Here is a 21,575-nt window from a genome sequence, read left to right on the forward strand (position 1 = left end):
ACATTGGAAGCCATAATGACGGAACAACAAAATCAATCCGCCGTGGTTGAAGAGACCAGGGAGGCCGTGGAGACCACACCACAGCCAGAGAACACTGATAAGAAGAAGGCTGGCAACAAAACCAGCCTGGCGCTCAGCGCGATCGCTATCGCCATTGCGATAGCCGCCGGTATCGGTCTGTATGGCCTGAACAAACAGCAGGCCTCGCGTCAAAACGAAACCACCTCTGAATTATCAAGCCAGGTCGCGGCGCTGCAAAAAGCGCAGGAGAGCCAAAAAAGCGAACTGGAAGGCATTATCAAACAGCAGGCCGACCAGCTAAACGAAGCCAAACGCCAGCAGGAGACGCTGGCCAAACAGCTGGACGAAGTCCAGCAAAAAGTGGCAGTCATTTCCGGTAGCGACGCCAAAACCTGGCTGCTGGCCCAGGCCGACTTCCTCGTCAAGCTGGCGGGACGTAAGCTGTGGAGCGATCAGGATGTCACTACCGCCGCTGCGCTGCTGAAAAGCGCCGACGCCAGTCTCGCCGACATGAATGACCCGAGCCTGATCGGCGCCCGCCGGGCGATTACCGACGACATCGCCACTCTCTCCGCGGTGAACCAGGTGGACTACGACGGCATGATCCTCAAGGTTAATCAGCTGGCGAACCAGATCGATAACCTGCGGCTGGCGGATAATAACGATGACGATTCGCCGATGGATTCTGATAGCGATGAGCTCTCCAGCTCCATCAGCGAATGGCGCATCAATCTGCAGAAAAGCTGGCAGAATTTTATGGACAGCTTTATCACCGTGCGCCGTCGCGATGAAACGGCGGTCCCGCTGCTGGCGCCGAATCAGGATATCTATCTGCGGGAAAATATTCGCTCTCGCCTGCTGGTCGCCGCGCAGGCGGTGCCGCGTCATCAGGAAGAGACCTGGAAACAGTCGCTGGATAACGTCTCGACCTGGGTACGCGCCTATTACGATACCGATGACGCCACCACTAAAGCCTTCCTTGAAGAGGTGGATAAACTCAGTCAGCAAAGCATTACCATGACGGTGCCGGAGACGCTGCAGAGCCAGGCGTTGCTGGAAAAACTGATGCAGACCCGGGTGCGTAATCTGATGGCGCAGCCTGCCGTTTCCGCGGGCGGCGCGCCCGCACCTGCACCGTCTGCACCTGCTGCACCGGCCGCCCCCGCTGCGCCGCAAGGAGAGTAACGCATGCTGAAAATTCTTTTACTCTTCGCACTGTTGATCGCCGGGATCGTGCTTGGCCCGATGATCGCCGGCCATCAGGGCTACGTCCTGATCCAGACTGATAACTACAATATCGAGACCAGCGTGACCGGGCTGGTGATTATCCTGATCCTCGCCATGGTGGTGCTGTTCGCCATTGAATGGCTGCTGCGCCGCATTTTCCGCACCGGGGCGCATACGCGCGGCTGGTTTGTCGGCCGTAAACGCCGTCGCGCGCGTAAGCAAACCGAGCAGGCGCTGCTTAAGCTGGCGGAAGGTGATTACCAGCAGGTTGAGAAGCTGATGGCGAAAAACGCCGATCACGCCGAACAGCCGGTGGTGAACTATCTGCTGGCGGCGGAAGCGGCCCAGCAGCGCGGCGATGAAGCGCGGGCTAACCAGCATCTGGAGCGCGCCACAGAACTGGCGGGCGATGATCTGATCCCGGTGGAAATCACCCGCGTTCGCCTGCAGCTGGCGCGCAATGAAAATCACGCCGCGCGCCATGGCATCGATAAGCTGCTGGAGATCACCCCGCGTCATCCGGAAGTGCTGCGCCTCGCCGAACAGGCTTATACCCGCACCGGCGCCTGGCAGTCGCTGCTGGATATCATTCCGTCGATGGCGAAAGCTAACGTCGGCGATGAAGAGCACCGCGCCGCGCTGGAACAGCTGGCGTGGGTTGGCCTGATGGACAAAGCGCTGGCCGATGGCGGCAGCGAGGGGCTGCGTGAATGGTGGCGCAACCAGAGCCGTAAAACGCGGGCGCTGGTGCCGCTGCAGGTGGCGATGGCCGAGCGCCTCATCGAGAGCGACGATCACGATACCGCGCAGCAAATTATCATTGATGGTCTGAAGAAACAGTATGACGATCGTCTGGTGATGCCGATCCCGCGCCTGAAGACCAATAACCCGGAACAGCTGGAGAAAGTACTGCGCCAACAGATCAAAGCCGTTGGCGACCGTCCGCTGCTGTGGAGCACCCTGGGCCAGTCGCTGATGCGGCACGGTGAATGGCAGGAGGCCAGCATCGCCTTCCGCGCCGCGCTTAAGCAGCGTCCGGATGCCTTTGATTACGCCTGGCTGGCCGATGCCCTGGATCGCCTGCATCAGCCGGAGGAAGCGGCCACCATGCGCCGCGATGGCCTGCTGCTGACGCTGCAGAATAACCCTCAGCAATAACCTGGTCTGGCTATCGCCTCCTGCGGGGCGATAGCGCTTCTCCCCCGCCTTCGCGTTGACGATCCCCTGAAAGAAAAAAACGCCTGCGCTGAAATCAGGGCAGGCGTTAAAACAGGTCTGTTTGACAACAAATTGGGTGCTTCACTCAACGTAATGTCCATGGTGTTTGATGAGGCATAAATGCGACATCTGTCAGTGGACGATAAGCACCGTAAGAACGGCTCTGCATCATTCCGGAGTTTATGAGGCACCAAGGCGAACATAAGAGATGGAATGAGCATCTACCCGGTTATTATCGCACAGGATCCGGGGAAATTGCATCTACCACAGTGATGAATTGAGAGTTTTCCTGACGCGTATTCTTAAGCAAAGAGAAGATTTTTTATCAGCAAGATCAGGGGAATAAGTCATGGCAGGAAGTAACAGAAAACAAAAAACCCCGCCGAAGCGGGGTTCAAAATTGGTCGGCGAGAGAGGATTCGAACCTCCGACCCACTGGTCCCAAACCAGTTGCGCTACCAAGCTGCGCTACTCGCCGAAATACTGCTTTTTGAATTTTTAGTTCAATTCGTTAAAGTCGTGGTGCGAGGGGGGGGACTTGAACCCCCACGTCCGTAAGAACACTAACACCTGAAGCTAGCGCGTCTACCAATTCCGCCACCTTCGCAAATTCACAACTCTATCAAATAATGGGGTGGCTAATGGGATTCGAACCCACGACAACTGGAATCACAATCCAGGGCTCTACCAACTGAGCTATAGCCACCACTGCAAACCTTTTACGCGGTATTAAAACCACCGCAGCTCCAGCACCGGGTTAATGGTGCGCCCGACAGGATTCGAACCTGAGACCTCTGCCTCCGGAGGGCAGCGCTCTATCCAGCTGAGCTACGGGCGCTTAGCGCCGTTGCGGGGTCGGATAATACGGACTTCCTCCCCCGCTGTCTAGTGCCTTTTTAAAGAAAATTATCGTTTGCTCATGCTTTGTTCGTTTTGACGCTTATTCAGCCGGATTATTGATTTGTCCCTGTCTTCCGAGGCCAAACACCTTATAAATCAGGGTAACGGCAGCAAGGAAAATAATACCGACAAAGAGCGACATCCGGGTTTCATCATTCAGCCCCATCCCGACCAGCACGCAGATCAGGAAAGCCATGGTGAAATAGTTGGCCCACGGAAACAGCAGCGAACGGAACGGATGGCTGGCTATCGCTGCCTGATGTACGCGACGGAAACGCAGCTGACTAATCAGGATCACAAACCACGGCACCATCCCCGGCAGGACGCTGGCGCTATAGACATAGACAAATACCCGCTGGGGATTAGGAATGATGTAATTCAGGCAGGAGCCTACCAGCAGGATCAGAATCGACAGCGCTACGCCGACGGCAGGAACGCCGTTGCGCGATACCTTACCGATCGCCGCCGGCAGCTGACGGTTCTTCGCCAGGGCGTACAGCATACGTCCGCAGCTGTACATCCCGCTGTTGCAGCCGGAAAGCGCCGCCGTCAGCACCACGAAGTTGATAATCCCCGCCGCGGCGGTAATACCGATTTTGGCAAACGTCAGTACGAACGGGCTGCCGTTGGAGCCGATTTGATCCCATGGGAAGATGGTGACGATAACGAAAATCGCGCCGACGTAGAAAATCAGGATCCGCCACAGCACTTTGCCCACCGCGCTGCGTAACGTGACCTGCGGATTTTTCGCTTCACCTGCGGTAATGCCGATGAGCTCCACGCCCTGATATGACGCGACCACGATACACAGCGCCGTCAGGAAGCCCTTCCAGCCGCCGGCAAAGAAACCGCCATGTTCGGTCAGGTTGCCAAAACCGATGGAGTGGCCGCCGTTGCCAAAGCCGAAGAAAATGACGCCCAGGCCCACGAAGATCATCACAATAATGGTGGTCACTTTAATCATGGCGAACCAGAACTCGATTTCACCGTACAGCCGGACCGCCGCGAGGTTTGCCAGCGCCACCAGCCCCACGGCAATTAATGCCGGGATCCACTGCGCCATCTCCGGGAACCAGAACTGCACATAGACGCCGATGGCGGTAATCTCCGAGATGCCCACCGCCATCCACATAAACCAGTACGACCACGCGGTCAGGTAGCCGAAGAAGGGGCTCATATAGCGATGCGCATACACCGCGAAAGAGCCGGTGACGGGCTCAAGGAACAGCATTTCGCCCATTGAGCGCATAATGAAAAAGACGAACAGGCCAGCGATAATGTACGCCAGCAGCACGGAAGGTCCAGCCCACTTCAGCGTACTGGCCGCCCCCATAAACAACCCCACGCCAATCGTCCCACCAAGGGCGATCAGTTCAATATGCCGGGCCTCCAGTCCACGCTGGAGCTCCGCTTTTTTCTCAGTCATATATCCTCTTGTGTTTGCCGTATTCCGGGTACTCCCGGTTATTGTTATTAACTGAACTCATAGCCTTGCCGACGCGCAGGTCTCCCCCGCGCGTATAAAGCCTGCGAATGGTTAATTAATTTTGCGGAAATGGCAAATAAAGTATCAGGCGAGTGAAGAGATTACACAGAATATGTATGCAAACTCGCCTGGTTGCAGTGGAATATCAGAGCTTACCGGAATAATGCCAACGTAAATAGCGCAGTAGGCGGAACTGTCTCTTGATGCGGCTCGGCTGTAAAAGCAGACGATAGAACCATTCCAGCCCCAGATCCTGCCAGAACTTCGGCGCCCGATGCACGTGCCCGGTGAAAACATCGTAAGTGCCGCCGACGCCCATATACAGCGCGTGCGGGTACAGACGCCGACAGTCGCGCATAAAGATCTCCTGACGCGGGGACCCCATGGCGACGGTGACGATTTTCGCCCCGCTGTCGCGAATGCGTTCGAATAATGCCTGGCGCTGTTCAGGAGCAAAATAGCCGTCCTGGGTGCCGACGATATTCACCTGCCAGCGCTGGCGCAGGCTGGACGCCGTCTGCGCCAGGACTTCAGGTTTACCGCCGACCAAAAACACCGGTGTGCCTTCAGCGCCGGCGCGCTGCATTAACGCTTCCCAGAGATCGGCCCCTGCCACGCGGGACACCTGGGCTTGCGGATATTTTTTACGCAGCGAACGCACCACGCTGATGCCATCCGCATATTTAAACTCCGCCGCCTCAATCAGCGCCCGCACCTCCGGGTTATCCTCTACGGCCAGCATTTTCTCGGCATTAATCGCCACCAGCGTCCCCTCGCGGAGAACGCCGTCGGCATACAAATAATCCAGAGCGTGCTGCATATCGCGCCAGCCTATGAGCTGCAGCCCTCTTAACAGGTACAACGGCGCGGAAATGGTCCCAGTCATGTCCATCCTTCTCAGACTTGCGGTTGCGAAAGCGGTTTTACGCGCTTATGAATCAGTCCCACGCTATCCAGGAACCAGTACAGCAGTTTCGCCGCCAGCAAGCAGATACCAAAGATCACGAGGAAAAACACCACGCGGGAGCCGAACGAATCCAGGCCCTCGCGCGCCAGCACTATCATGTTGAAGATAGCGCCGAAACAGAAACTGTGCAGGATAGCCGCTTTATAGCGATTGCTCTCCCGGTTGCCCAGCTCATACAGCCAGTCGAACCATTTAATAATCAACCCGACCGCCACGGCGCCCAGCGGCACAAACCAGACGCCGCCCATCACCACCAGCGAGCCAATCAGCGTCGGCGAAATCGCCAGCCCCGAATGGTTGTTTAATACTTCCCAGGTAAAGTAGTTGGCGGTATTGAGCACCATCGTCGGGCGACCGTGCCACATCCAGCTGGGGATAAAGACGTAGAAATCGCGGATCATCGGCGCCAGCCCCTGGAAATCGATCTTGTCGTAGTTTTGCAGCAGCAGCGCCAGGTTCTCCCACGGCGAGAAGGTATCGCGCGTGAGATAGAGGAAGGTATAAAACGCTTCGTCGCCGCTGACGTTCATCCCGTAGCGCTTCAGCGCCAGCCAGAACATGCCGACGATGCCCAGCACGCCCGCCGCCGCCAGCATCCACAGGCTGATCCAACCGCGAATAATGCCGATAAACAGGAAGATGGCGAAGGCGATGATGATATTGGCGCGCGTCCCGCCGACGATGGCGTAGGTCAGCAAACCAAAGGCCACCGTGCTGACGAGGAAGAAGATCCACGCCTTATAATCCTGGCGCAGGAAATAGACCACCAGCATCGCCGGAATAAAGAAGTAGAAGAAGCGCTTCAACGCCACGCCGGAGACTTCAGCAGAGAAAATCTGGCTGTAGGAGTTGAGCTTAAACAGCAGGAAACCGTTGTGGGCGAAGAAGATGCCAACGCACAGCAGCGCCAGCCCCATCAAAATGCCCCACGCCAGATGGGTTTCTACCCGGTTCATGGTGAACAGCGGCCGACGCGCAACCTCACGCGATGCCGGACGCAGCCGCGTTTTATAGGTCACGTAGTAAATCGCATAGAAGCACACCGCGATCAGCAGCGTCTGCAGCAAAATCTCCGGCGGCGCCACGCTGACGTCAAAGCGGAACACCAGAATACTGGTCAGCGGGAAACCGAAGAAGAAAGTCAGCAGAAACAGCAACGAGAAAAAGACGTTGAAGTTGAAGCGTACCCGGCGGAACTCAAACCAGGTGGCGGTAGCGATAAACAGCGTCGACAGCAGCCAGACTACCAGCAGCCCGCTAAATTGCATTAACGTCATGCCTGCCCCTCCGCCGCTAACCGTAGCGCCCGCTGCCAGCCCGTCAGATAGTTCGGCCGGAAGAAAGCGATACCCGACTTATCCACGCTCGCCAGTTGGCGCTGCGCTTCGCGCACCACGCTGACGTCCAGCGCATCGCTGGTGAACAGCACCGGCACATGCTGCTCGGTCATATCCTGCCAGAACGGGTTTTCGCGGTTGAGCACGCAGGGAATGCCCGCCTGAATCAGCAGGCACAGGGTGCCGATCCCCTGCTGACGCGCGAACAGGAAATAGCCCAGATCGCAGCGGCGCAGCAGCGCCAGATAATCATGAAACTCCAGTTTCTCGCTGAGGATCTGCAGATGCTCACCGCTAAACAGCGCCGCCCCCGCCTCACGAACCTCATTGATATAGGCCTCGTTATTCGCCGGATAGCCCATCGGCACGATGACGTTTACCGTATCGCCAAACTGCTGATAAATAGCCTTCAGCGCGGCAATATGTTCATTGCTGCGATCCCCTGAGTTACCCACCAGAATGGTCAGCGTGTCGCCGCGCGGCGCGTTTTCGGCCAGGGTATTCAGCGCCGGATCCATACGGGTCGGGAAATAGAGCAGTTCGCCCGGGACGCGCGGATGACGGTTTGCGAACCAGCTCAGATCGCCGCGGGTGGCGAAAACGCGCCCTACCCGCCCCTGCGCCAGGCGGCGCAGCGGATAGAACAGGCGGAACTTCAGGCTGGTGGCGTTTTCGTACAGATCCGCCCCCCAGATATGCCAGTTAAACTGCGACGGGCGGATACCACCGCCCAACAGCGCCAGCCACAGGCCGGTATTGAACTGGCCGTGGAAGAAAAAGCGCTGCTGGCGGTTGGCTTTGGCTTGCGCAATCACCGCCTGCGCCAGCGACTTCTTCCCCGGATAGCAGGTGATGTCCAGCGCCGGATACCCATCACGCACGCTGGCCTCATCACCGACGATCATAAATCTCCTGGCCTGCGGATCGGCGGCCAGTTCGTCGTTAAAGAACCGCAGTACGGTCTGGTTATGATGCGGGATATCTGATCCCAGTACATGTATCAGTGCTGTCATGCCCGTTTACGCCAGAGTAAAAACACGCCACTACAAAGGGCGAAATAAACAATATAAGTGGCCATATACGCCTGCGCCGCGCCAACCGCGCCGTGCGCCGGTATAAGCCAGTGTGAGAATGCGGTCAGCAGTGTGAACTGGCTGATTTCCGTCAGAATATAAAAACGCAGCGACGCTTTGGCGATCACCAGATAGCCATAGACGTAGGCGCCTACTTTTAAAACGTCGCCCACCAGCTGCCAGGCGAACAGGTCACGCATCGCGGTAAAGCGATCGGAAAACAGCAGCCAGATGGCAAAATCGCGCAGCAGCCAGACCGTCAGGCTCGCCGCCGCCACTGCCGGCAGGACGAATTTCAGCGACCTGACTATCTCGCGGGTGATATCCGTTTTGGCGCTCAGCCGCGACAGCGTCGGCAGGAGATAGACGCTGAACGAGGCGGTAATAAACTGCAGATAGGCATCAGAGATGCTGCTCACCCCCTGCCAGATACCGACCGCCTCCCAGCCATAATGCGCCGCCAGCAGATTACGCATCATCACATAAGCCACCGGCAGGGTCACTGAGGTTATCAGCGCCATCAGGGTAAATTTCGATAGCTGTCCCGCCAGACCGTTATCCCAGCGCGGACGCAGGGCGCTCAGCGGGATATTACCCCGCCGCCAGAGCATAATACCCGCCGGAACCACCACCAGCGCCGGAACTAACGCCAGCCCCAGCAGCGCGCCCTGATAGCCGCCCAACACGTAGCAAGCATAGTAAGCCGCCACGCCGATCAGGCTCCCGGCAATCAGCGAGAAGGCGTTACCCGCCGCATCGCGAAAGCCTTTCATCAGCGCCAGCAGGAAGTTCGCCCAGGCGATCCCCATCTGTACCAGCGCCACCAGCCGTACCAGATTCTGATAATGAGTATGGCCGAACAGCCCCTGGCTTATCGGCGCCGCGGCCAGTAAAAACACCAGCGCCAGCAGTGTGGAAAAGCCAAGCACCATCGCCGACGAGGTGCCCACCACCTGCTTCAGGCGCGGGGGATCGTCGTGATGCTGCGCCACCAGCTTCGTGACGCCATTAAATATCCCGGCCCCGGCCAGCACGCCGAGTACGGTGACCAGTTGCCGGAAGTTACCGGCCTGGCCAACGCCCGCGGGCCCAAACGAGACGGCCAGCAGCTTGACGACCAACAGCCCGGCGCCGATTTTGACCAGCGTCGATGCCGCCGTCCACAATGAAGCTTTTGCTAACGACATATCAGGAGAAGTAGCTCAGCAGCGAGTTAATCACCGTCCGCTGGTTCACCACAGACAGATTGTAAAACAGCGGCAGGCGTACCAGGCGCTCGCTCTCCTGGGTGGTATAACGGTCTTCACCGTGGAATTCGCCGAAGTGTTCGCCTGCCGGACAGCTGTGCAGAGGAATGTAATGGAATACCGCGAGGATCTCCGCCTCTTTCAGCCAGGCGATCAGCCTGCTGCGATCCTCGATATCGCGCAGCTTAATGTAGAACATGTGCGCGTTTTGCCCGCAGTCGGCCGGGATCGTCGGCAGTTCGATACGTCCCGCGCGGGCCAGCGGCAGCAGGGCGTCATAGTAGTTCTGCCACAGCGCCAGGCGCTGTTGGTTGATGCGCTCCGCCGCTTCCAGCTGCGCCCACAGGTAGGCGGCCTGCAGGTCGGACATCAGATAGCTGGAGCCAATGTCCCGCCAGGTATATTTATCCACCAGGCCACGAAAGAACTGGCTGCGGTTGGTGCCTTTTTCGCGAATGATCTCCGCGCGCTCCACCAGCGTGCGATCGTTGATGAGCGTCGCCCCGCCCTCGCCGCCAGCGGTGTAGTTTTTGGTTTCATGGAAGCTGAAGCAGCCGATATGGCCGATGGTGCCCAGCGCACGCCCCTTGTAGGTGGACATCACCCCCTGCGCGGCATCTTCCACCACGAACAGGTTGTACTTGTCGGCGATGGCCATGATGATATCCATCTCGCAAGCTACGCCGGCATAATGCACCGGGACGATCGCCCGGGTTTTATCGGTGATAGCGGCTTCGATTAACGTTTCATCGATATTCATCGTATCGCGACGGATATCAACGAAGACGATTTTCGCCCCGCGCAGCACAAAAGCATTGGCGGTGGAGACAAAGGTATAGCTGGGCATAATCACTTCGTCGCCCGGCTGGATATCCAGCAGCAGCGCGGCCATCTCCAGCGAAGCCGTGCAGGAAGGGGTTAGCAGGGCCTTTGCCGTGCCAAAACGCTGCTCCATCCACTGCTGGCAGCGGCGCGTAAAGCCGCCGTCGCCGCACAGCTTGCCGCTGTTCATCGCAGACTGCATGTAATCAAGCTCGGTTCCAACCACCGGCGGCGCGTTAAATGGGATCATGAGGTCACCTGTATAGCCAGTAGGCGGTGCTTTCCACATTAGCACCGCTGAGAATATAACGTTTAAGCGCGGCGGTGTTGCCCATCTGGGTCGCCACCCGCAGTGTAGAAAGTCCGCGCGAAGCGGCCCAGTACCGCGCCGCCTGCATCAGCTGCGCCCCGGCGCCGCGTCCGGCCAGCAGGCCAATACGCGCCTCGGTGGCATTGAGCTGGCGCAGGGAGACAAAGGCGCGAATATCGCCCTCAGGATGGCGGTAAATCAGGCACTGATGATCGAAGGTGCCGCGCACCGCATTTTCAATCCACTGGGCATAGAAGCGGCCGCTGGCATCGGCAGCGTACCAGGGCGCACGAAAGCGGCTCAGGGCAAAGGCCTGCGCCGCCAGCTCGCGCAGTGGCGCAATATCCGCCTCCACGGCGACGTCGGCGCCCGCATCCGCAGGGTTGCCCACCGGTAGCGCCAGATCGACCTCGCCTTCCACCAGCTGAAAACCCAGCTGCTGCAGCGCATCGAGCCGGACGGTGTCGCTGGCGGCTACCTTCGCCTGCACCCGCGACCACCCCGCCAGCGCCTCAGGCGTCAGCAGCGGCGCACGCTCGTCAAAGTGAACGACGGCGCTGTTAACGGCAAAGAAGCGGTTCTCCCACTCCAGGGGATCAATACTGGCGCGGACGGGCACGGAGCAGATCCAGCAGATATTGGCCGTAGCCGGTTTTTTCCAGCCGCTTCGCCGCGCGTTTGACGCCGTCGTCGTCCAGCCAGCCGTTGCGCCAGCCGATCTCTTCCAGACAGGCGATTTTAAAGCCCTGACGCTTCTCGACGGTCTGCACAAACATGCTGGCCTCGATCAAGCTATCGTGGGTGCCGGTATCCAGCCACGCAAAGCCGCGTCCAAGCAGTTCGACGGTTAATGCGCCATCTTCAAGGTACATCTGGTTGATGGAGGTGATTTCCAGTTCGCCGCGCTCGGATGGCTTGACCCGTTTGGCGTACTCCGCCACCTTGCCATCGTAGAAATAGAGACCGGTAACCGCCCAGTTCGACTTCGGCTGCTTCGGCTTCTCTTCCAGCGACAGCGCGCGGAAGTTGTCATCAAACTCCACCACGCCAAAGCGTTCAGGATCCATCACCTGATAGCCAAAAATCGTCGCCCCTTCCGTGCGGGCAGCCACGCTGCGCAGCTTGGGGCTGAAGCTCTGGCCGAAGAAGATGTTGTCGCCTAACACCAGGCACGCCGGTTCACCGTTAAGAAAGGCTTCGCCGATGATAAACGCCTGGGCTAAACCATCCGGCGACGGCTGTACGGCATAGTGCAGCGCAATGCCAAACTCTGAACCATCGCCGAGCAGGCGCTGGAAATCGCGCAGATCGTCCGGCGTGGTGATGATCAGGATCTCACGGATCCCGGCCAGCATTAATACCGACAGCGGGTAGTAGATCATCGGCTTATCGTAGATCGGCAACAGCTGCTTCGACACGCCGCGGGTGATAGGATGCAGTCGCGTTCCAGACCCCCCCGCCAGAATAATACCTTTCATCATTCCCCCCAGAGATGATTAGCCTTGCAGCCCAAGACGCTCGCCCTGATAGCTACCGTCCTGAACCTGGCGCCACCATGGCTCGTTCGCCAGATACCACGCCACGGTCTTACGCATACCGGAAGTGAAGGTCTCAGCCGGCGTCCAGCCCAGCTCACGGGCAATCTTCGAGGCATCAATGGCATAGCGCAGATCGTGGCCCGGGCGGTCGGCAACAAAGGCGATCAGGTCGCGATAGTGCGCCACGCCCTGCGGCTTATTCGGCGCCAGCGCTTCGAGCAATTCGCAAATGGTTTCCACCACCTCGATGTTTTTACGTTCGTTATGACCGCCGATATTGTAAGTCTCGCCGGGTTCGCCGCGGGTCGCCACCAGATATAGCGCCCTGGCGTGATCTTCCACGTACAGCCAGTCGCGGATCTGCTGTCCATTGCCATACACCGGCAGCGGCTTGCCCGCCAGCGCGTTGAGGATCGTCAGCGGGATCAGCTTCTCGGGGAAGTGATACGGGCCGTAGTTGTTCGAACAGTTGGTAATAAGCGTCGGCAGGCCATAGGTTCGCAGCCAGGCGCGCACCAGGTGGTCGCTGCTGGCTTTCGAGGCCGAATAGGGACTGCTTGGCGCATAGGGCGTGGTCTCGGTAAAGAAATCATCGCTGCCGTGCAGATCGCCATACACTTCATCGGTGGAGATGTGATGGAAGCGAAACGCCGATTTTTGCGTCGTAGCCAGCGTATTCCACCAGCTACGGGCCGCCTCCAGCAGCGTATAGGTGCCCACGATATTGGTTTCAATAAACGCCGCCGGGCCGTCAATCGAACGATCGACATGGCTTTCCGCCGCCAGGTGCATCACTGTATCCGGTTGATACTGAACGAAAATACGATCAAGCTCGCCGCGGTCGCAAATATCCACCTGTTCAAAGGCGAAACGCGCATCCTGCGCCACCGGCGCCAGCGACATTAAATTGCCGGCGTAGGTCAGTTTATCCACCACCACCACGCGATCGGCGGTGTGCTGGATAATCTCCCGCACTACCGCCGAACCAATGAAGCCCGCGCCGCCGGTGACCAGAATGGTTCTCACCGCCACACTCCTTTGGTGTCGATGATATACGCCTGGGTGACGCTATCGCCGCTAACGGCTTTAAATTCATGGTGATCGACCAGCATCACCAGCACATCGGCGCTGGCCAGCGCCGCATCGAGGGTCGCCAGCGTACACAGACCGTCGAGCTTCTTCGGCAGCGCGTTAATGTTGGGCTCAACCACCTGCGTCGTGCCGCTGTGCCAGCGGGCAATCTGCGCGGCAATTTCCATTGCCGGGCTTTCGCGCAGGTCGTCAATATTCGGCTTAAAGGCGAGGCCAAAACAGGCAATGGTCAGTTCGCTGGCCCGTTTGTTGGTGGCATTCAGGCAGTCCGCTACCTGCGTTTTCACCTGTTCGATAACCCATTCCGGCTTGTGGTCGTTAACCTCACGGGCCGTGCGGATCAGACGCGCCTGCTGCGGGTTCTGCGCCACGATAAACCACGGGTCGACGGCGATACAGTGGCCGCCGACGCCCGGACCCGGCTGCAGGATATTCACCCGAGGATGACGGTTCGCCAGGCGGATCAGCTCCCAGACGTTAATGCCCTGGTCAGCGCAAATCAGCGACAGCTCGTTGGCAAAAGCGATGTTGACGTCGCGGAAGCTGTTTTCCGTCAGCTTGCACATCTCAGCGGTACGCGAGTTGGTCACCACACATTCGCCTTCAAGGAAGATTTTATACAGCTCGCTGGCGCGAGCGGAGCAGACTGGCGACATGCCCCCGATAACGCGGTCGTTTTTAATCAGCTCGACCATCACCTGACCGGGCAATACCCGCTCCGGGCAGTAGGCGATATTCACGTCCGCCGCTTCACCCACCTGCTGGGGGAAGCTAAGATCCGGGCGCATCTCCGCCAGCCACTCAGCCATCTGTTCGGTCGACCCGACCGGCGAGGTGGACTCGAGGATCACCAGCGAACCTTTCTTTAACGTTGGCGCAATGGATTTTGCCGCCGACTCGACAAACACCATATCCGGCTCGTGGCGATCTTTAAACGGCGTCGGCACGGCAATCAGGTAGGCATCCGCTGCCACCGGGGTGGTGGTGGCGCTTAAATACCCCTGCTCGACCGCGGTCTTCACCACGCTCGCCAGATCCGGCTCCACGATATGAATCTCTCCACGGTTAATGGTCTCCACGGCATGTTGATTGACATCAACGCCGACCACCCGCTTCTGCCGGGAGGCGAACGCGGCAGCGGTTGGCAGCCCGATATAGCCAAGGCCAATCACTGAAATGGTAGAAAAACTCATAGCGTTACCTGATTATTTTTAAGTGCAGACAAAATTCGACGACATGCTTCGCCATCGCCATAAGGATTATGCGCGCGGCTCATCACCTGGTATGCGGCATCATCCTCCAGCAGACGCGTCACTTCCGCGACGATGCGCTGGCTGTCAGTGCCCACCAGACACACGGTGCCGGCGGCCACCGCTTCCGGACGTTCGGTCATATCGCGCATGACCAGCACCGGTTTCCCCAGGGAAGGCGCCTCTTCCTGAATGCCACCGGAATCGGTCAGGATGAGCCAGGCCCGATCCATCAACCAGACGAACGGCAGGTAGTCCTGCGGTTCAATCAACATCACGTTGTCGATATGGCCGAGAATACGGTTCACCGGTTCGCTGACATTAGGATTCAGGTGAACCGGATAGACAATCTGCACCTCAGGGTGGGTATGGGCTATCTCCGCCAGCGCCTGGCAGATCTGCTCAAAACCGCGGCCGAAGCTTTCCCGCCGATGGCCGGTAACCAGAATCATTTTTTTACCGTGGCTAATGAAAGGGTAGCGCTGCAGCAAGGTCTCCCGTAGCGCTTCATCGCCCAGAACCCGATCGCGCACCCAGAACAGAGCATCGATGACGGTATTACCGGTCACCGTGATGCGACTGTCGGCAATGTTCTCCCGCAGGAGATTCTGCCGCGAGGTTTCCGTAGGGGCGAAGTGGTACGTCGCCAGATGCCCGGTCAACGTACGGTTGCCCTCTTCCGGCCACGGCGAACTTAAATCGCCGGTCCGCAGCCCCGCCTCTACATGGCCCACCGGTATGCGCTGGTAAAACGCCGCCAGGCTCGCCGCCATCGTGGTGGTGGTATCGCCATGCACCAGCACCACGTCGGGTTTAAACGACTCCAGGACCGGCTTCAGCCCCTCAAGAATACGGCAGGTGATCTCGGTGAGCCCCTGCCCCGGCTTCATGATGTTGAGATCGTAGTCCGGGGTGATGGAGAATAGTTTCAACACCTGATCGAGCATCTCCCGATGCTGCGCGGTCACGCATACTTTCGCCTCAAAATGAGGATCCTTTGCCAGCGCATGGACCAGAGGAGCCATCTTGATGGCTTCCGGCCTCGTGCCAAATACAGTTAGTACTTTCACATCGATTCTCTTCGATTAGGCGATGAAGGTCATCTGCCCTTCACCACAGGCCGCAATCACAGGACACGACGACGCGATAACGCCACGCCTGCGCCGATGAGCGCACCCACAATCCCCCACATCACCATCAGAAATACACGGCGCGGGCTATCGCGTTTTACAGGTTCTTCCGGCGTTCGCAAATACCGGTAAGTCTGAAAACGCGGGTCCAACGTTGGACCGACGTTCAACGTGCTCAGCATGGCGCGATTCTGGTCGTAATCGAGGTCATATTCCGGTCCGACGGCCTGCAGGTTTTCCAGTCTGGCCTGCAGCATCGGCCTGCCCAATAAAAATAGCTCTGAATCCGGCAACTGATCGGCAGGAACATCCGTTTCGCTGCGTGAGATGTTATGCTGCTGAGCGACCTTCAGCGCTTGCTCCACGCTGTGGGTCCGGCGGTTGAAAATAGCCTCGGCCACCTCCTCCTGGCGCTTCACCTGCGCCTTCATTTGCACCGTCCGCGCCGCCCAGGCGCCTTTGAGTTCGTCGTTAAGATGGCCGGCCGCCCGCTGGCTGGCGAAAGCCACATACTGGCGCAGCAAATTATTGGCATCCTGCCCAGTCTCGGCAGTCAGTTTGACGCTGTCATTGACGCTCTTGGCCGCATCGCCGGGCATAAACTGGATATTGTTAATCAAATCATCCAGCATCGCCGCATCGGCGCGAGCATTACCCGACTGGCGCTGCTTGTAGTAGTCCGTTTGCAGCCAGAAATCACGCCGGGTGTCCCAGGAGGCCAGCTGCATGATGAACTCTTTATACGCTTCATCCATGGCGGAAGGCTGATCCACCGAGGCCAGGTCGGCTTTGATATCCAGATTGCGTAAGAACTGCTGCTGGGAATAGTACCCCCCCAACATGTTGACAGTAGGCCGATCGGTGATCGCCGTGGCGCTCCACTCCTGGCGAGCAAAGAAGGTGTACACCAACACGATAGCGGCGAAGAGAACAGCGCCGCCGACTATCCAGCCTTTTCCTGCCCATAAAGCGCGAAACAGCCCGCGAATATCCAGCTCGTTCTCAACGTTCACTGCTTGTGCTCCCGGTAATGGTTGAGTCATCACATCCCCAGCTTTACTTGGTTAGTTTCGGATTATTGCCGCTGTGTCGCCGAATTCTGCGTCTGATGCGCTTAACCAGACGCGCCACTTTCCAGGCGCGCTTAATACAGTAGCCATAAAGGAAGAAGGCCACCAAAAAGAGAATTAACATCACCCATTCCGGCACAATGCGGGTATATTCCGCCGCGACGCCAACCAGCGCCAGCAGGGCAGCGGCCAGGGTAATCAGGACGAACGCCTGGCGGGAAGTAAACCCGGCGCGCATGATCAAATGATGAATATGCTGCCGGTCCGGTGAGAAAGGACTCATGCCTTTACGCAGGCGGCGATACATAATCGCCACCATATCCATCAACGGGATAGCGATAATCCACAGCGCAGTGACCGGGCTGATGGGATGCGTTTTACCTTGGGTGGTTTCCAGCAGGATCCAGATGATGGTGAAGCCAATCATGGTGCTGCCGGCGTCACCCATAAAAACTTTATAGCGGCGGCCGAGGGCGCCAAGATTAAGAAGAATATAGGGCAGAATGGCGGCGATCATCGCAAAACACCACATCGCCAGGCTGTACTGGCCATCAAACCAAAGGATGATCCCGGTCGCCGCAAAGGAGACCGATGACAGGCCGCCGAGCAGACCGTCAATCCCATCGACCATATTAAACGCATTGATGGCGGCCCAGACGGCAAACAGAGTAAGGAAGAAGCCGAAGGGCCCCAGCACCAGCTCCCACGAGCCAAAAATAAAGCCCAGACTACTCAGATGCAGATTCCCTGCCATCATCATAATCACGGCGATCGCGGCCTGAATGACCGCGCGAATTTTCACGCTGATGTCGAAGCGATCGTCCAGCGCACCAACCAGCACCAATACCCCCGCACAGGCCAGATACAGCGAGGCGTGAGGAATATAATAATCGGCGATAGCGAAGGTAAAACAGATGCCTGCATAAACTGAGATACCACCGACCAACGGAATCAACCCCTGATGCCGTTTGCGATAGTTTGGTTTATCCACTAACCCAATCTTTTTTGCCACTTTCCGCGCGACAAAAATAAAGAGGGTCGTGAATAAGAAAATACTGATTAATTCAGTAATAGCAGTGAGTAAATTCACAACGCATGTGCTCTCAGCATAGTTAATCCGGGAAGTATAGCGATGATGCCCCAACTCCAGAAGGGGAAAAGCAGAACATTACAAATTTATTGTATAGATTTTAGTCTGTTAAAGCTGTCTCCGCCTGCTGTCCGGCGCCATTATACGACAACTTTCGTCCCGCTTTCTCTGTCTCTGGATCATACAAATCCCAAAATGAAAACGCCACGCAAAGGCGTGGCGTTTTTGGCTTTTTTTACCTTACGAGCGCTTCATCATATCGAAGAAGTCATCATTCGTCTTAGTCATTGCCAGTTTATTAATGAGGAATTCCATCGCGTCGATCTCACCCATCGGATGGATAATTTTGCGCAGGATCCACATTTTCTGCAGCTCTTCCTGAGTGGTGAGCAGCTCTTCTTTACGCGTACCGGAACGGTTGTAATCGATAGCCGGGAAGACGCGTTTTTCAGCAATCTTACGAGAGAGGTGCAGCTCCATGTTACCGGTGCCTTTAAACTCTTCGTAGATAACTTCATCCATTTTGGAGCCAGTGTCGATCAGCGCCGTGGCGATGATGGTCAGGCTACCGCCCTCTTCAACGTTACGCGCCGCGCCGAAGAAACGCTTCGGACGGTGCAGGGCGTTAGCGTCCACACCACCGGTCAGCACTTTACCGGAAGCCGGGACCACAGTGTTGTAGGCACGCGCCAGACGGGTAATGGAGTCGAGCAGGATGATAACGTCTTTCTTGTGTTCAACCAGACGTTTCGCTTTCTCGATAACCATCTCAGCAACCTGAACGTGACGGGATGCCGGTTCGTCGAAGGTGGAAGCAACGACTTCACCTTTGACCAGACGCTGCATCTCGGTCACTTCTTCCGGACGTTCGTCGATCAGCAGCACCATCAGCACGCAGTCCGGATGGTTGTAAGCGATGCTCTGCGCGATGTTCTGCAGCAGCATGGTTTTACCGGCTTTCGGCGGCGCGACGATCAGACCACGCTGGCCGCGGCCAATCGGGGAAGCCAGATCCAGTACGCGAGCGGTTAAGTCTTCGGTAGAACCGTTACCACGCTCCATACGCAGACGAGAATTCGCGTGCAGCGGCGTTAAGTTCTCGAACAAGATCTTGTTACGGGCGTTTTCCGGCTTGTCGTAGTTAACTTCGTTAACTTTCAGCAGCGCAAAGTAACGCTCACCCTCTTTCGGAGGACGAATCTTACCGGAAATGGTGTCACCAGTGCGGAGGTTGAAACGGCGGATTTGGCTGGGGGATACGTAGATGTCGTCAGGGCCGGCGAGGTAGGAGCTGTCTGCGGAGCGGAGGAATCCAAATCCATCCTGCAGTATCTCCAGTACGCCGTCGCCAAAGATATCTTCGCCACTCTTCGAATGCTGCTTGAGGATGGCAAAAATAATATCCTGCTTACGCATACGAGCCAGATTTTCCAGCCCCATATTTTCGCCGAGAGTAATCAGCTCAGAAACCGGCGTATTCTTTAATTCGGTAAGATTCATAGTGGTGTGGGTTCTTAAACTCGGGGTAAATCTCGAACTTAATGTTGTGAATGGTATGGCAGGAACTTCCATGCCTGTTAACGGCCTTCATCTCGTGTCTGTACGTTGCCTGGTCACAGGAAAGAACGCAGAACTGAAACGACTAGACGGAATGAGTGAAAAGCCCGGAATTAATAGCTTCACGCGCATTTTTTTGCGGGATGCTTCGGGTAAAACAAGATTCAAACAAGGTATGTTTAAAACGAAGTCTGTGGATTAACTTAGCACGACTCCAGCCGGGCGTCCAGAGTTCCGCAAAAAATAGGAATCCGGACGCCGGAACAGCAATTCGCTTACGCCAGGTTGGCGTCGAGGAACTCTTTCAGCTGACCCTTGGACAGGGCGCCAACTTTGGTGGCCGCCACTTCGCCGTTTTTGAACAGCAGCAGGGTTGGGATGCCGCGAATGCCGTACTTCGGCGCGGTACCCGGGTTCTGGTCGATGTTCAGCTTAGCTACGGTCAGTTTGCCCTGATACTCTTCAGCGATCTCATCCAGAATCGGGGCGATCATTTTGCACGGACCACACCACTCTGCCCAGAAATCGACGAGGGTCAGCCCGTCAGCCTTGAGTACGTCCGTGTCAAAACTGTCGTCAGTCAGGTGAATAATTTTATCGCTCATATTTAACTCCACAGGAATAAGCCTGGTGTGTTGGTGTCGTAGCCATCAACGACGCGCTGCAGCTACGTTATGCACGCTATTCTTCAGGATACCTCAATTCTCTGGTCTGCCAACTGGCGCGATCCATCATGGACCCACCTTTTGACGCCAGGGTTGCCCGAACGCGAACTGCATGCTGCAGATTTATCGCTCCCGACTCGCTTAGTGGTCTAAGCTATCCTGGATTCGTTCAGTTACCGTAGACGTACCTTGAATAATTTCGCACACCGCCAACGAAAGGTTGACGTTATTTCACCGGATACGCTTTCTTAATGCAATAGTTAGCTGATATTCTACCACACTATGAGCAAAACACATTTAACAGAACAGAAGTTTTCCGACTTCGCCCTGCACCCGGCAGTCATTGAAGCCCTTGAAAAGAAAGGGTTTCATAATTGCACACCTATTCAGGCCCTCGCCCTTCCGCTGACGCTGGAAGGCCGCGATGTCGCCGGGCAGGCGCAAACCGGTACCGGTAAAACGATGGCGTTCCTGACGTCGACGTTTCATTATCTTCTCTCTCACCCGGCTATCGCCGATCGCCAGGTAAACCAGCCGCGCGCGCTGATTATGGCGCCGACGCGTGAACTGGCGGTACAGATCCACGCGGACGCTGAACCGCTGGCGCAGGCCACCGGTCTGAAGCTGGGTCTGGCTTACGGCGGCGACGGCTACGATAAGCAGCTGAAAGTGCTGGAAAGCGGCGTCGATATTCTGATCGGCACCACCGGTCGTCTGATCGATTACGCGAAGCAAAACCACATTAACCTCGGCGCCATTCAGGTCGTCGTGCTGGACGAAGCCGATCGCATGTACGATCTCGGCTTTATTAAAGATATCCGCTGGCTATTCCGCCGCATGCCGCCGGCCACTCAGCGTCTGAACATGCTGTTCTCCGCGACCCTTTCCTATCGCGTACGCGAACTGGCGTTCGAACAAATGAACAACGCCGAGTACGTTGAAGTCGAGCCGGAACAGAAAACGGGCCACCGTATTAAAGAAGAGCTCTTCTACCCGTCCAACGAAGAAAAAATGCGCCTGCTGCAGACGCTGCTGGAAGAAGAGTGGCCCGATCGCGCCATCGTCTTCGCCAATACCAAGCATCGTTGTGAAGATATCTGGGGCCATCTCGCCGCCGACGGCCATCGCGTAGGTCTGCTGACCGGCGACGTGGCGCAGAAAAAACGTCTGCGTATTCTCGAAGAATTTACCCGCGGCGACCTCGATATCCTGGTCGCGACTGACGTTGCCGCTCGTGGCTTGCACATTCCGGCCGTGACCCACGTCTTTAACTACGATCTACCAGACGATTGCGAAGATTACGTTCACCGCATTGGCCGTACCGGTCGCGCTGGCGCCAGCGGTCACTCCATCAGCCTCGCCTGCGAAGAGTATGCGCTGAACCTGCCGGCTATCGAAACCTATATTGGTCACTCAATTCCGGTCAGCAAGTACAACCCGGACGCGCTGATGACCGATCTGCCGAAGCCGCTGCGCCTGACCCGTGCTCGCCCAGGCAACGGCCCGCGCCGCAACGGTCCACCGCGCAATCGTCGTCGTTCAGGTTAAGAAATCTATGCTATACGCTCAATCATT

At 57.2% G+C, this 21,575-nt stretch carries 18 protein-coding genes and 4 tRNA genes; 3 read left to right on the forward strand and 19 right to left on the reverse strand.

Annotated features, from left to right (window positions below; translation table 11 throughout):
• Positions 1 to 15 precede the first annotated feature (15 nt).
• Positions 16 to 1,206, forward strand: a complete 1,191-nt coding sequence (gene hemX / locus ACLH1I_RS23850; RefSeq protein ID WP_004886808.1) for a uroporphyrinogen-III C-methyltransferase — start codon at positions 16 to 18, stop codon at positions 1,204 to 1,206.
• 3 nt (positions 1,207 to 1,209) lie between these two features.
• A complete protein-coding gene (hemY, locus tag ACLH1I_RS23855) occupies positions 1,210 to 2,406 on the forward strand; it encodes a protoheme IX biogenesis protein HemY (RefSeq protein WP_004886811.1) in 1,197 nt (398 codons plus the stop codon).
• Positions 2,407 to 2,867: 461 nt separating this feature from the next.
• Here hemY and ACLH1I_RS23860 read toward each other — a convergent pair.
• From ACLH1I_RS23860 to trxA, 19 genes are all read right to left on the reverse strand, one after another.
• Positions 2,868 to 2,944, reverse strand: a tRNA-Pro gene (locus ACLH1I_RS23860).
• A 42-nt stretch (positions 2,945 to 2,986) separates the two neighbouring features.
• Positions 2,987 to 3,073, reverse strand: a tRNA-Leu gene (locus ACLH1I_RS23865).
• 23 nt (positions 3,074 to 3,096) lie between these two features.
• Positions 3,097 to 3,172, reverse strand: a tRNA-His gene (locus tag ACLH1I_RS23870).
• A gap of 55 nt (positions 3,173 to 3,227) precedes the next feature.
• Positions 3,228 to 3,304, reverse strand: a tRNA-Arg gene (locus ACLH1I_RS23875).
• Between the two features lie 102 nt (positions 3,305 to 3,406).
• Complete coding sequence (gene thrP, locus ACLH1I_RS23880; RefSeq protein WP_198080092.1) at positions 3,407 to 4,792, reverse strand: bifunctional threonine/serine APC transporter ThrP; 1,386 nt, start codon at positions 4,790 to 4,792, stop codon at positions 3,407 to 3,409.
• 205 nt (positions 4,793 to 4,997) lie between these two features.
• A complete protein-coding gene (wecG, locus tag ACLH1I_RS23885) occupies positions 4,998 to 5,738 on the reverse strand; it encodes a lipopolysaccharide N-acetylmannosaminouronosyltransferase (RefSeq protein WP_004886818.1) in 741 nt (246 codons plus the stop codon).
• Positions 5,739 to 5,749: 11 nt separating this feature from the next.
• Positions 5,750 to 7,096, reverse strand: a complete 1,347-nt coding sequence (gene wzyE, locus ACLH1I_RS23890; protein WP_017899404.1) for an ECA oligosaccharide polymerase — start codon at positions 7,094 to 7,096, stop codon at positions 5,750 to 5,752.
• The gene (locus ACLH1I_RS23895) at positions 7,093 to 8,169 is read right to left on the reverse strand and encodes a TDP-N-acetylfucosamine:lipid II N-acetylfucosaminyltransferase (RefSeq protein ID WP_004886826.1); all 1,077 of its coding nucleotides are present in this window, start codon (positions 8,167 to 8,169) and stop codon (positions 7,093 to 7,095) included. The genes wzyE and ACLH1I_RS23895 overlap by 4 nt, the downstream gene beginning before the upstream one ends.
• Entirely contained in the window at positions 8,166 to 9,416 is a 1,251-nt protein-coding gene (gene wzxE, locus ACLH1I_RS23900) for a lipid III flippase WzxE (RefSeq protein ID WP_048326197.1), read from the reverse strand. Before wzxE ends, ACLH1I_RS23895 begins: the two co-directional genes overlap by 4 nt.
• A gap of 1 nt (position 9,417) precedes the next feature.
• Positions 9,418 to 10,548, reverse strand: a complete 1,131-nt coding sequence (gene rffA, locus ACLH1I_RS23905; protein WP_004886831.1) for a dTDP-4-amino-4,6-dideoxygalactose transaminase — start codon at positions 10,546 to 10,548, stop codon at positions 9,418 to 9,420.
• A 4-nt stretch (positions 10,549 to 10,552) separates the two neighbouring features.
• Positions 10,553 to 11,227 carry a dTDP-4-amino-4,6-dideoxy-D-galactose acyltransferase gene (rffC, locus tag ACLH1I_RS23910; protein WP_004886833.1) on the reverse strand — a complete coding sequence of 225 codons (675 nt, stop codon included), beginning with the start codon at positions 11,225 to 11,227 and terminating at the stop codon, positions 10,553 to 10,555.
• Positions 11,205 to 12,086, reverse strand: a complete 882-nt coding sequence (gene rfbA / locus ACLH1I_RS23915) for a glucose-1-phosphate thymidylyltransferase RfbA (protein ID WP_004886836.1) — start codon at positions 12,084 to 12,086, stop codon at positions 11,205 to 11,207. Before rfbA ends, rffC begins: the two co-directional genes overlap by 23 nt.
• Before the next feature lie 18 nt (positions 12,087 to 12,104).
• Positions 12,105 to 13,172, reverse strand: coding sequence for a dTDP-glucose 4,6-dehydratase (gene rffG / locus ACLH1I_RS23920; protein ID WP_064183899.1), 1,068 nt, complete (start codon positions 13,170 to 13,172; stop codon positions 12,105 to 12,107).
• Positions 13,169 to 14,431, reverse strand: a complete 1,263-nt coding sequence (gene wecC / locus ACLH1I_RS23925) for a UDP-N-acetyl-D-mannosamine dehydrogenase (RefSeq protein WP_062913794.1) — start codon at positions 14,429 to 14,431, stop codon at positions 13,169 to 13,171. Before wecC ends, rffG begins: the two co-directional genes overlap by 4 nt.
• Entirely contained in the window at positions 14,428 to 15,558 is a 1,131-nt protein-coding gene (gene wecB, locus ACLH1I_RS23930; protein WP_017899409.1) for a non-hydrolyzing UDP-N-acetylglucosamine 2-epimerase, read from the reverse strand. The genes wecC and wecB overlap by 4 nt, the downstream gene beginning before the upstream one ends.
• A gap of 56 nt (positions 15,559 to 15,614) precedes the next feature.
• Positions 15,615 to 16,661, reverse strand: a complete 1,047-nt coding sequence (gene wzzE / locus ACLH1I_RS23935; RefSeq protein ID WP_004886846.1) for an ECA polysaccharide chain length modulation protein — start codon at positions 16,659 to 16,661, stop codon at positions 15,615 to 15,617.
• A gap of 13 nt (positions 16,662 to 16,674) precedes the next feature.
• Entirely contained in the window at positions 16,675 to 17,778 is a 1,104-nt protein-coding gene (gene wecA, locus ACLH1I_RS23940) for a UDP-N-acetylglucosamine--undecaprenyl-phosphate N-acetylglucosaminephosphotransferase (RefSeq protein ID WP_004886849.1), read from the reverse strand.
• 240 nt (positions 17,779 to 18,018) lie between these two features.
• The gene (rho, locus tag ACLH1I_RS23945) at positions 18,019 to 19,278 is read right to left on the reverse strand and encodes a transcription termination factor Rho (RefSeq protein WP_002883293.1); all 1,260 of its coding nucleotides are present in this window, start codon (positions 19,276 to 19,278) and stop codon (positions 18,019 to 18,021) included.
• A gap of 332 nt (positions 19,279 to 19,610) precedes the next feature.
• Positions 19,611 to 19,940, reverse strand: coding sequence for a thioredoxin TrxA (gene trxA / locus ACLH1I_RS23950; protein ID WP_002883224.1), 330 nt, complete (start codon positions 19,938 to 19,940; stop codon positions 19,611 to 19,613).
• 342 nt (positions 19,941 to 20,282) lie between these two features.
• Between trxA and rhlB the strand changes: the two genes are divergently transcribed.
• Positions 20,283 to 21,548, forward strand: coding sequence for an ATP-dependent RNA helicase RhlB (rhlB, locus tag ACLH1I_RS23955; RefSeq protein WP_002883222.1), 1,266 nt, complete (start codon positions 20,283 to 20,285; stop codon positions 21,546 to 21,548).
• Positions 21,549 to 21,575: the final 27 nt, after the last annotated feature.

The sequence above is a fragment of the Klebsiella sp. 1SOBk10mer genome (assembly GCF_046602535.1).
In the GTDB taxonomy this organism is placed as follows: Bacteria; Pseudomonadota; Gammaproteobacteria; order Enterobacterales; family Enterobacteriaceae; genus Klebsiella; species Klebsiella quasipneumoniae.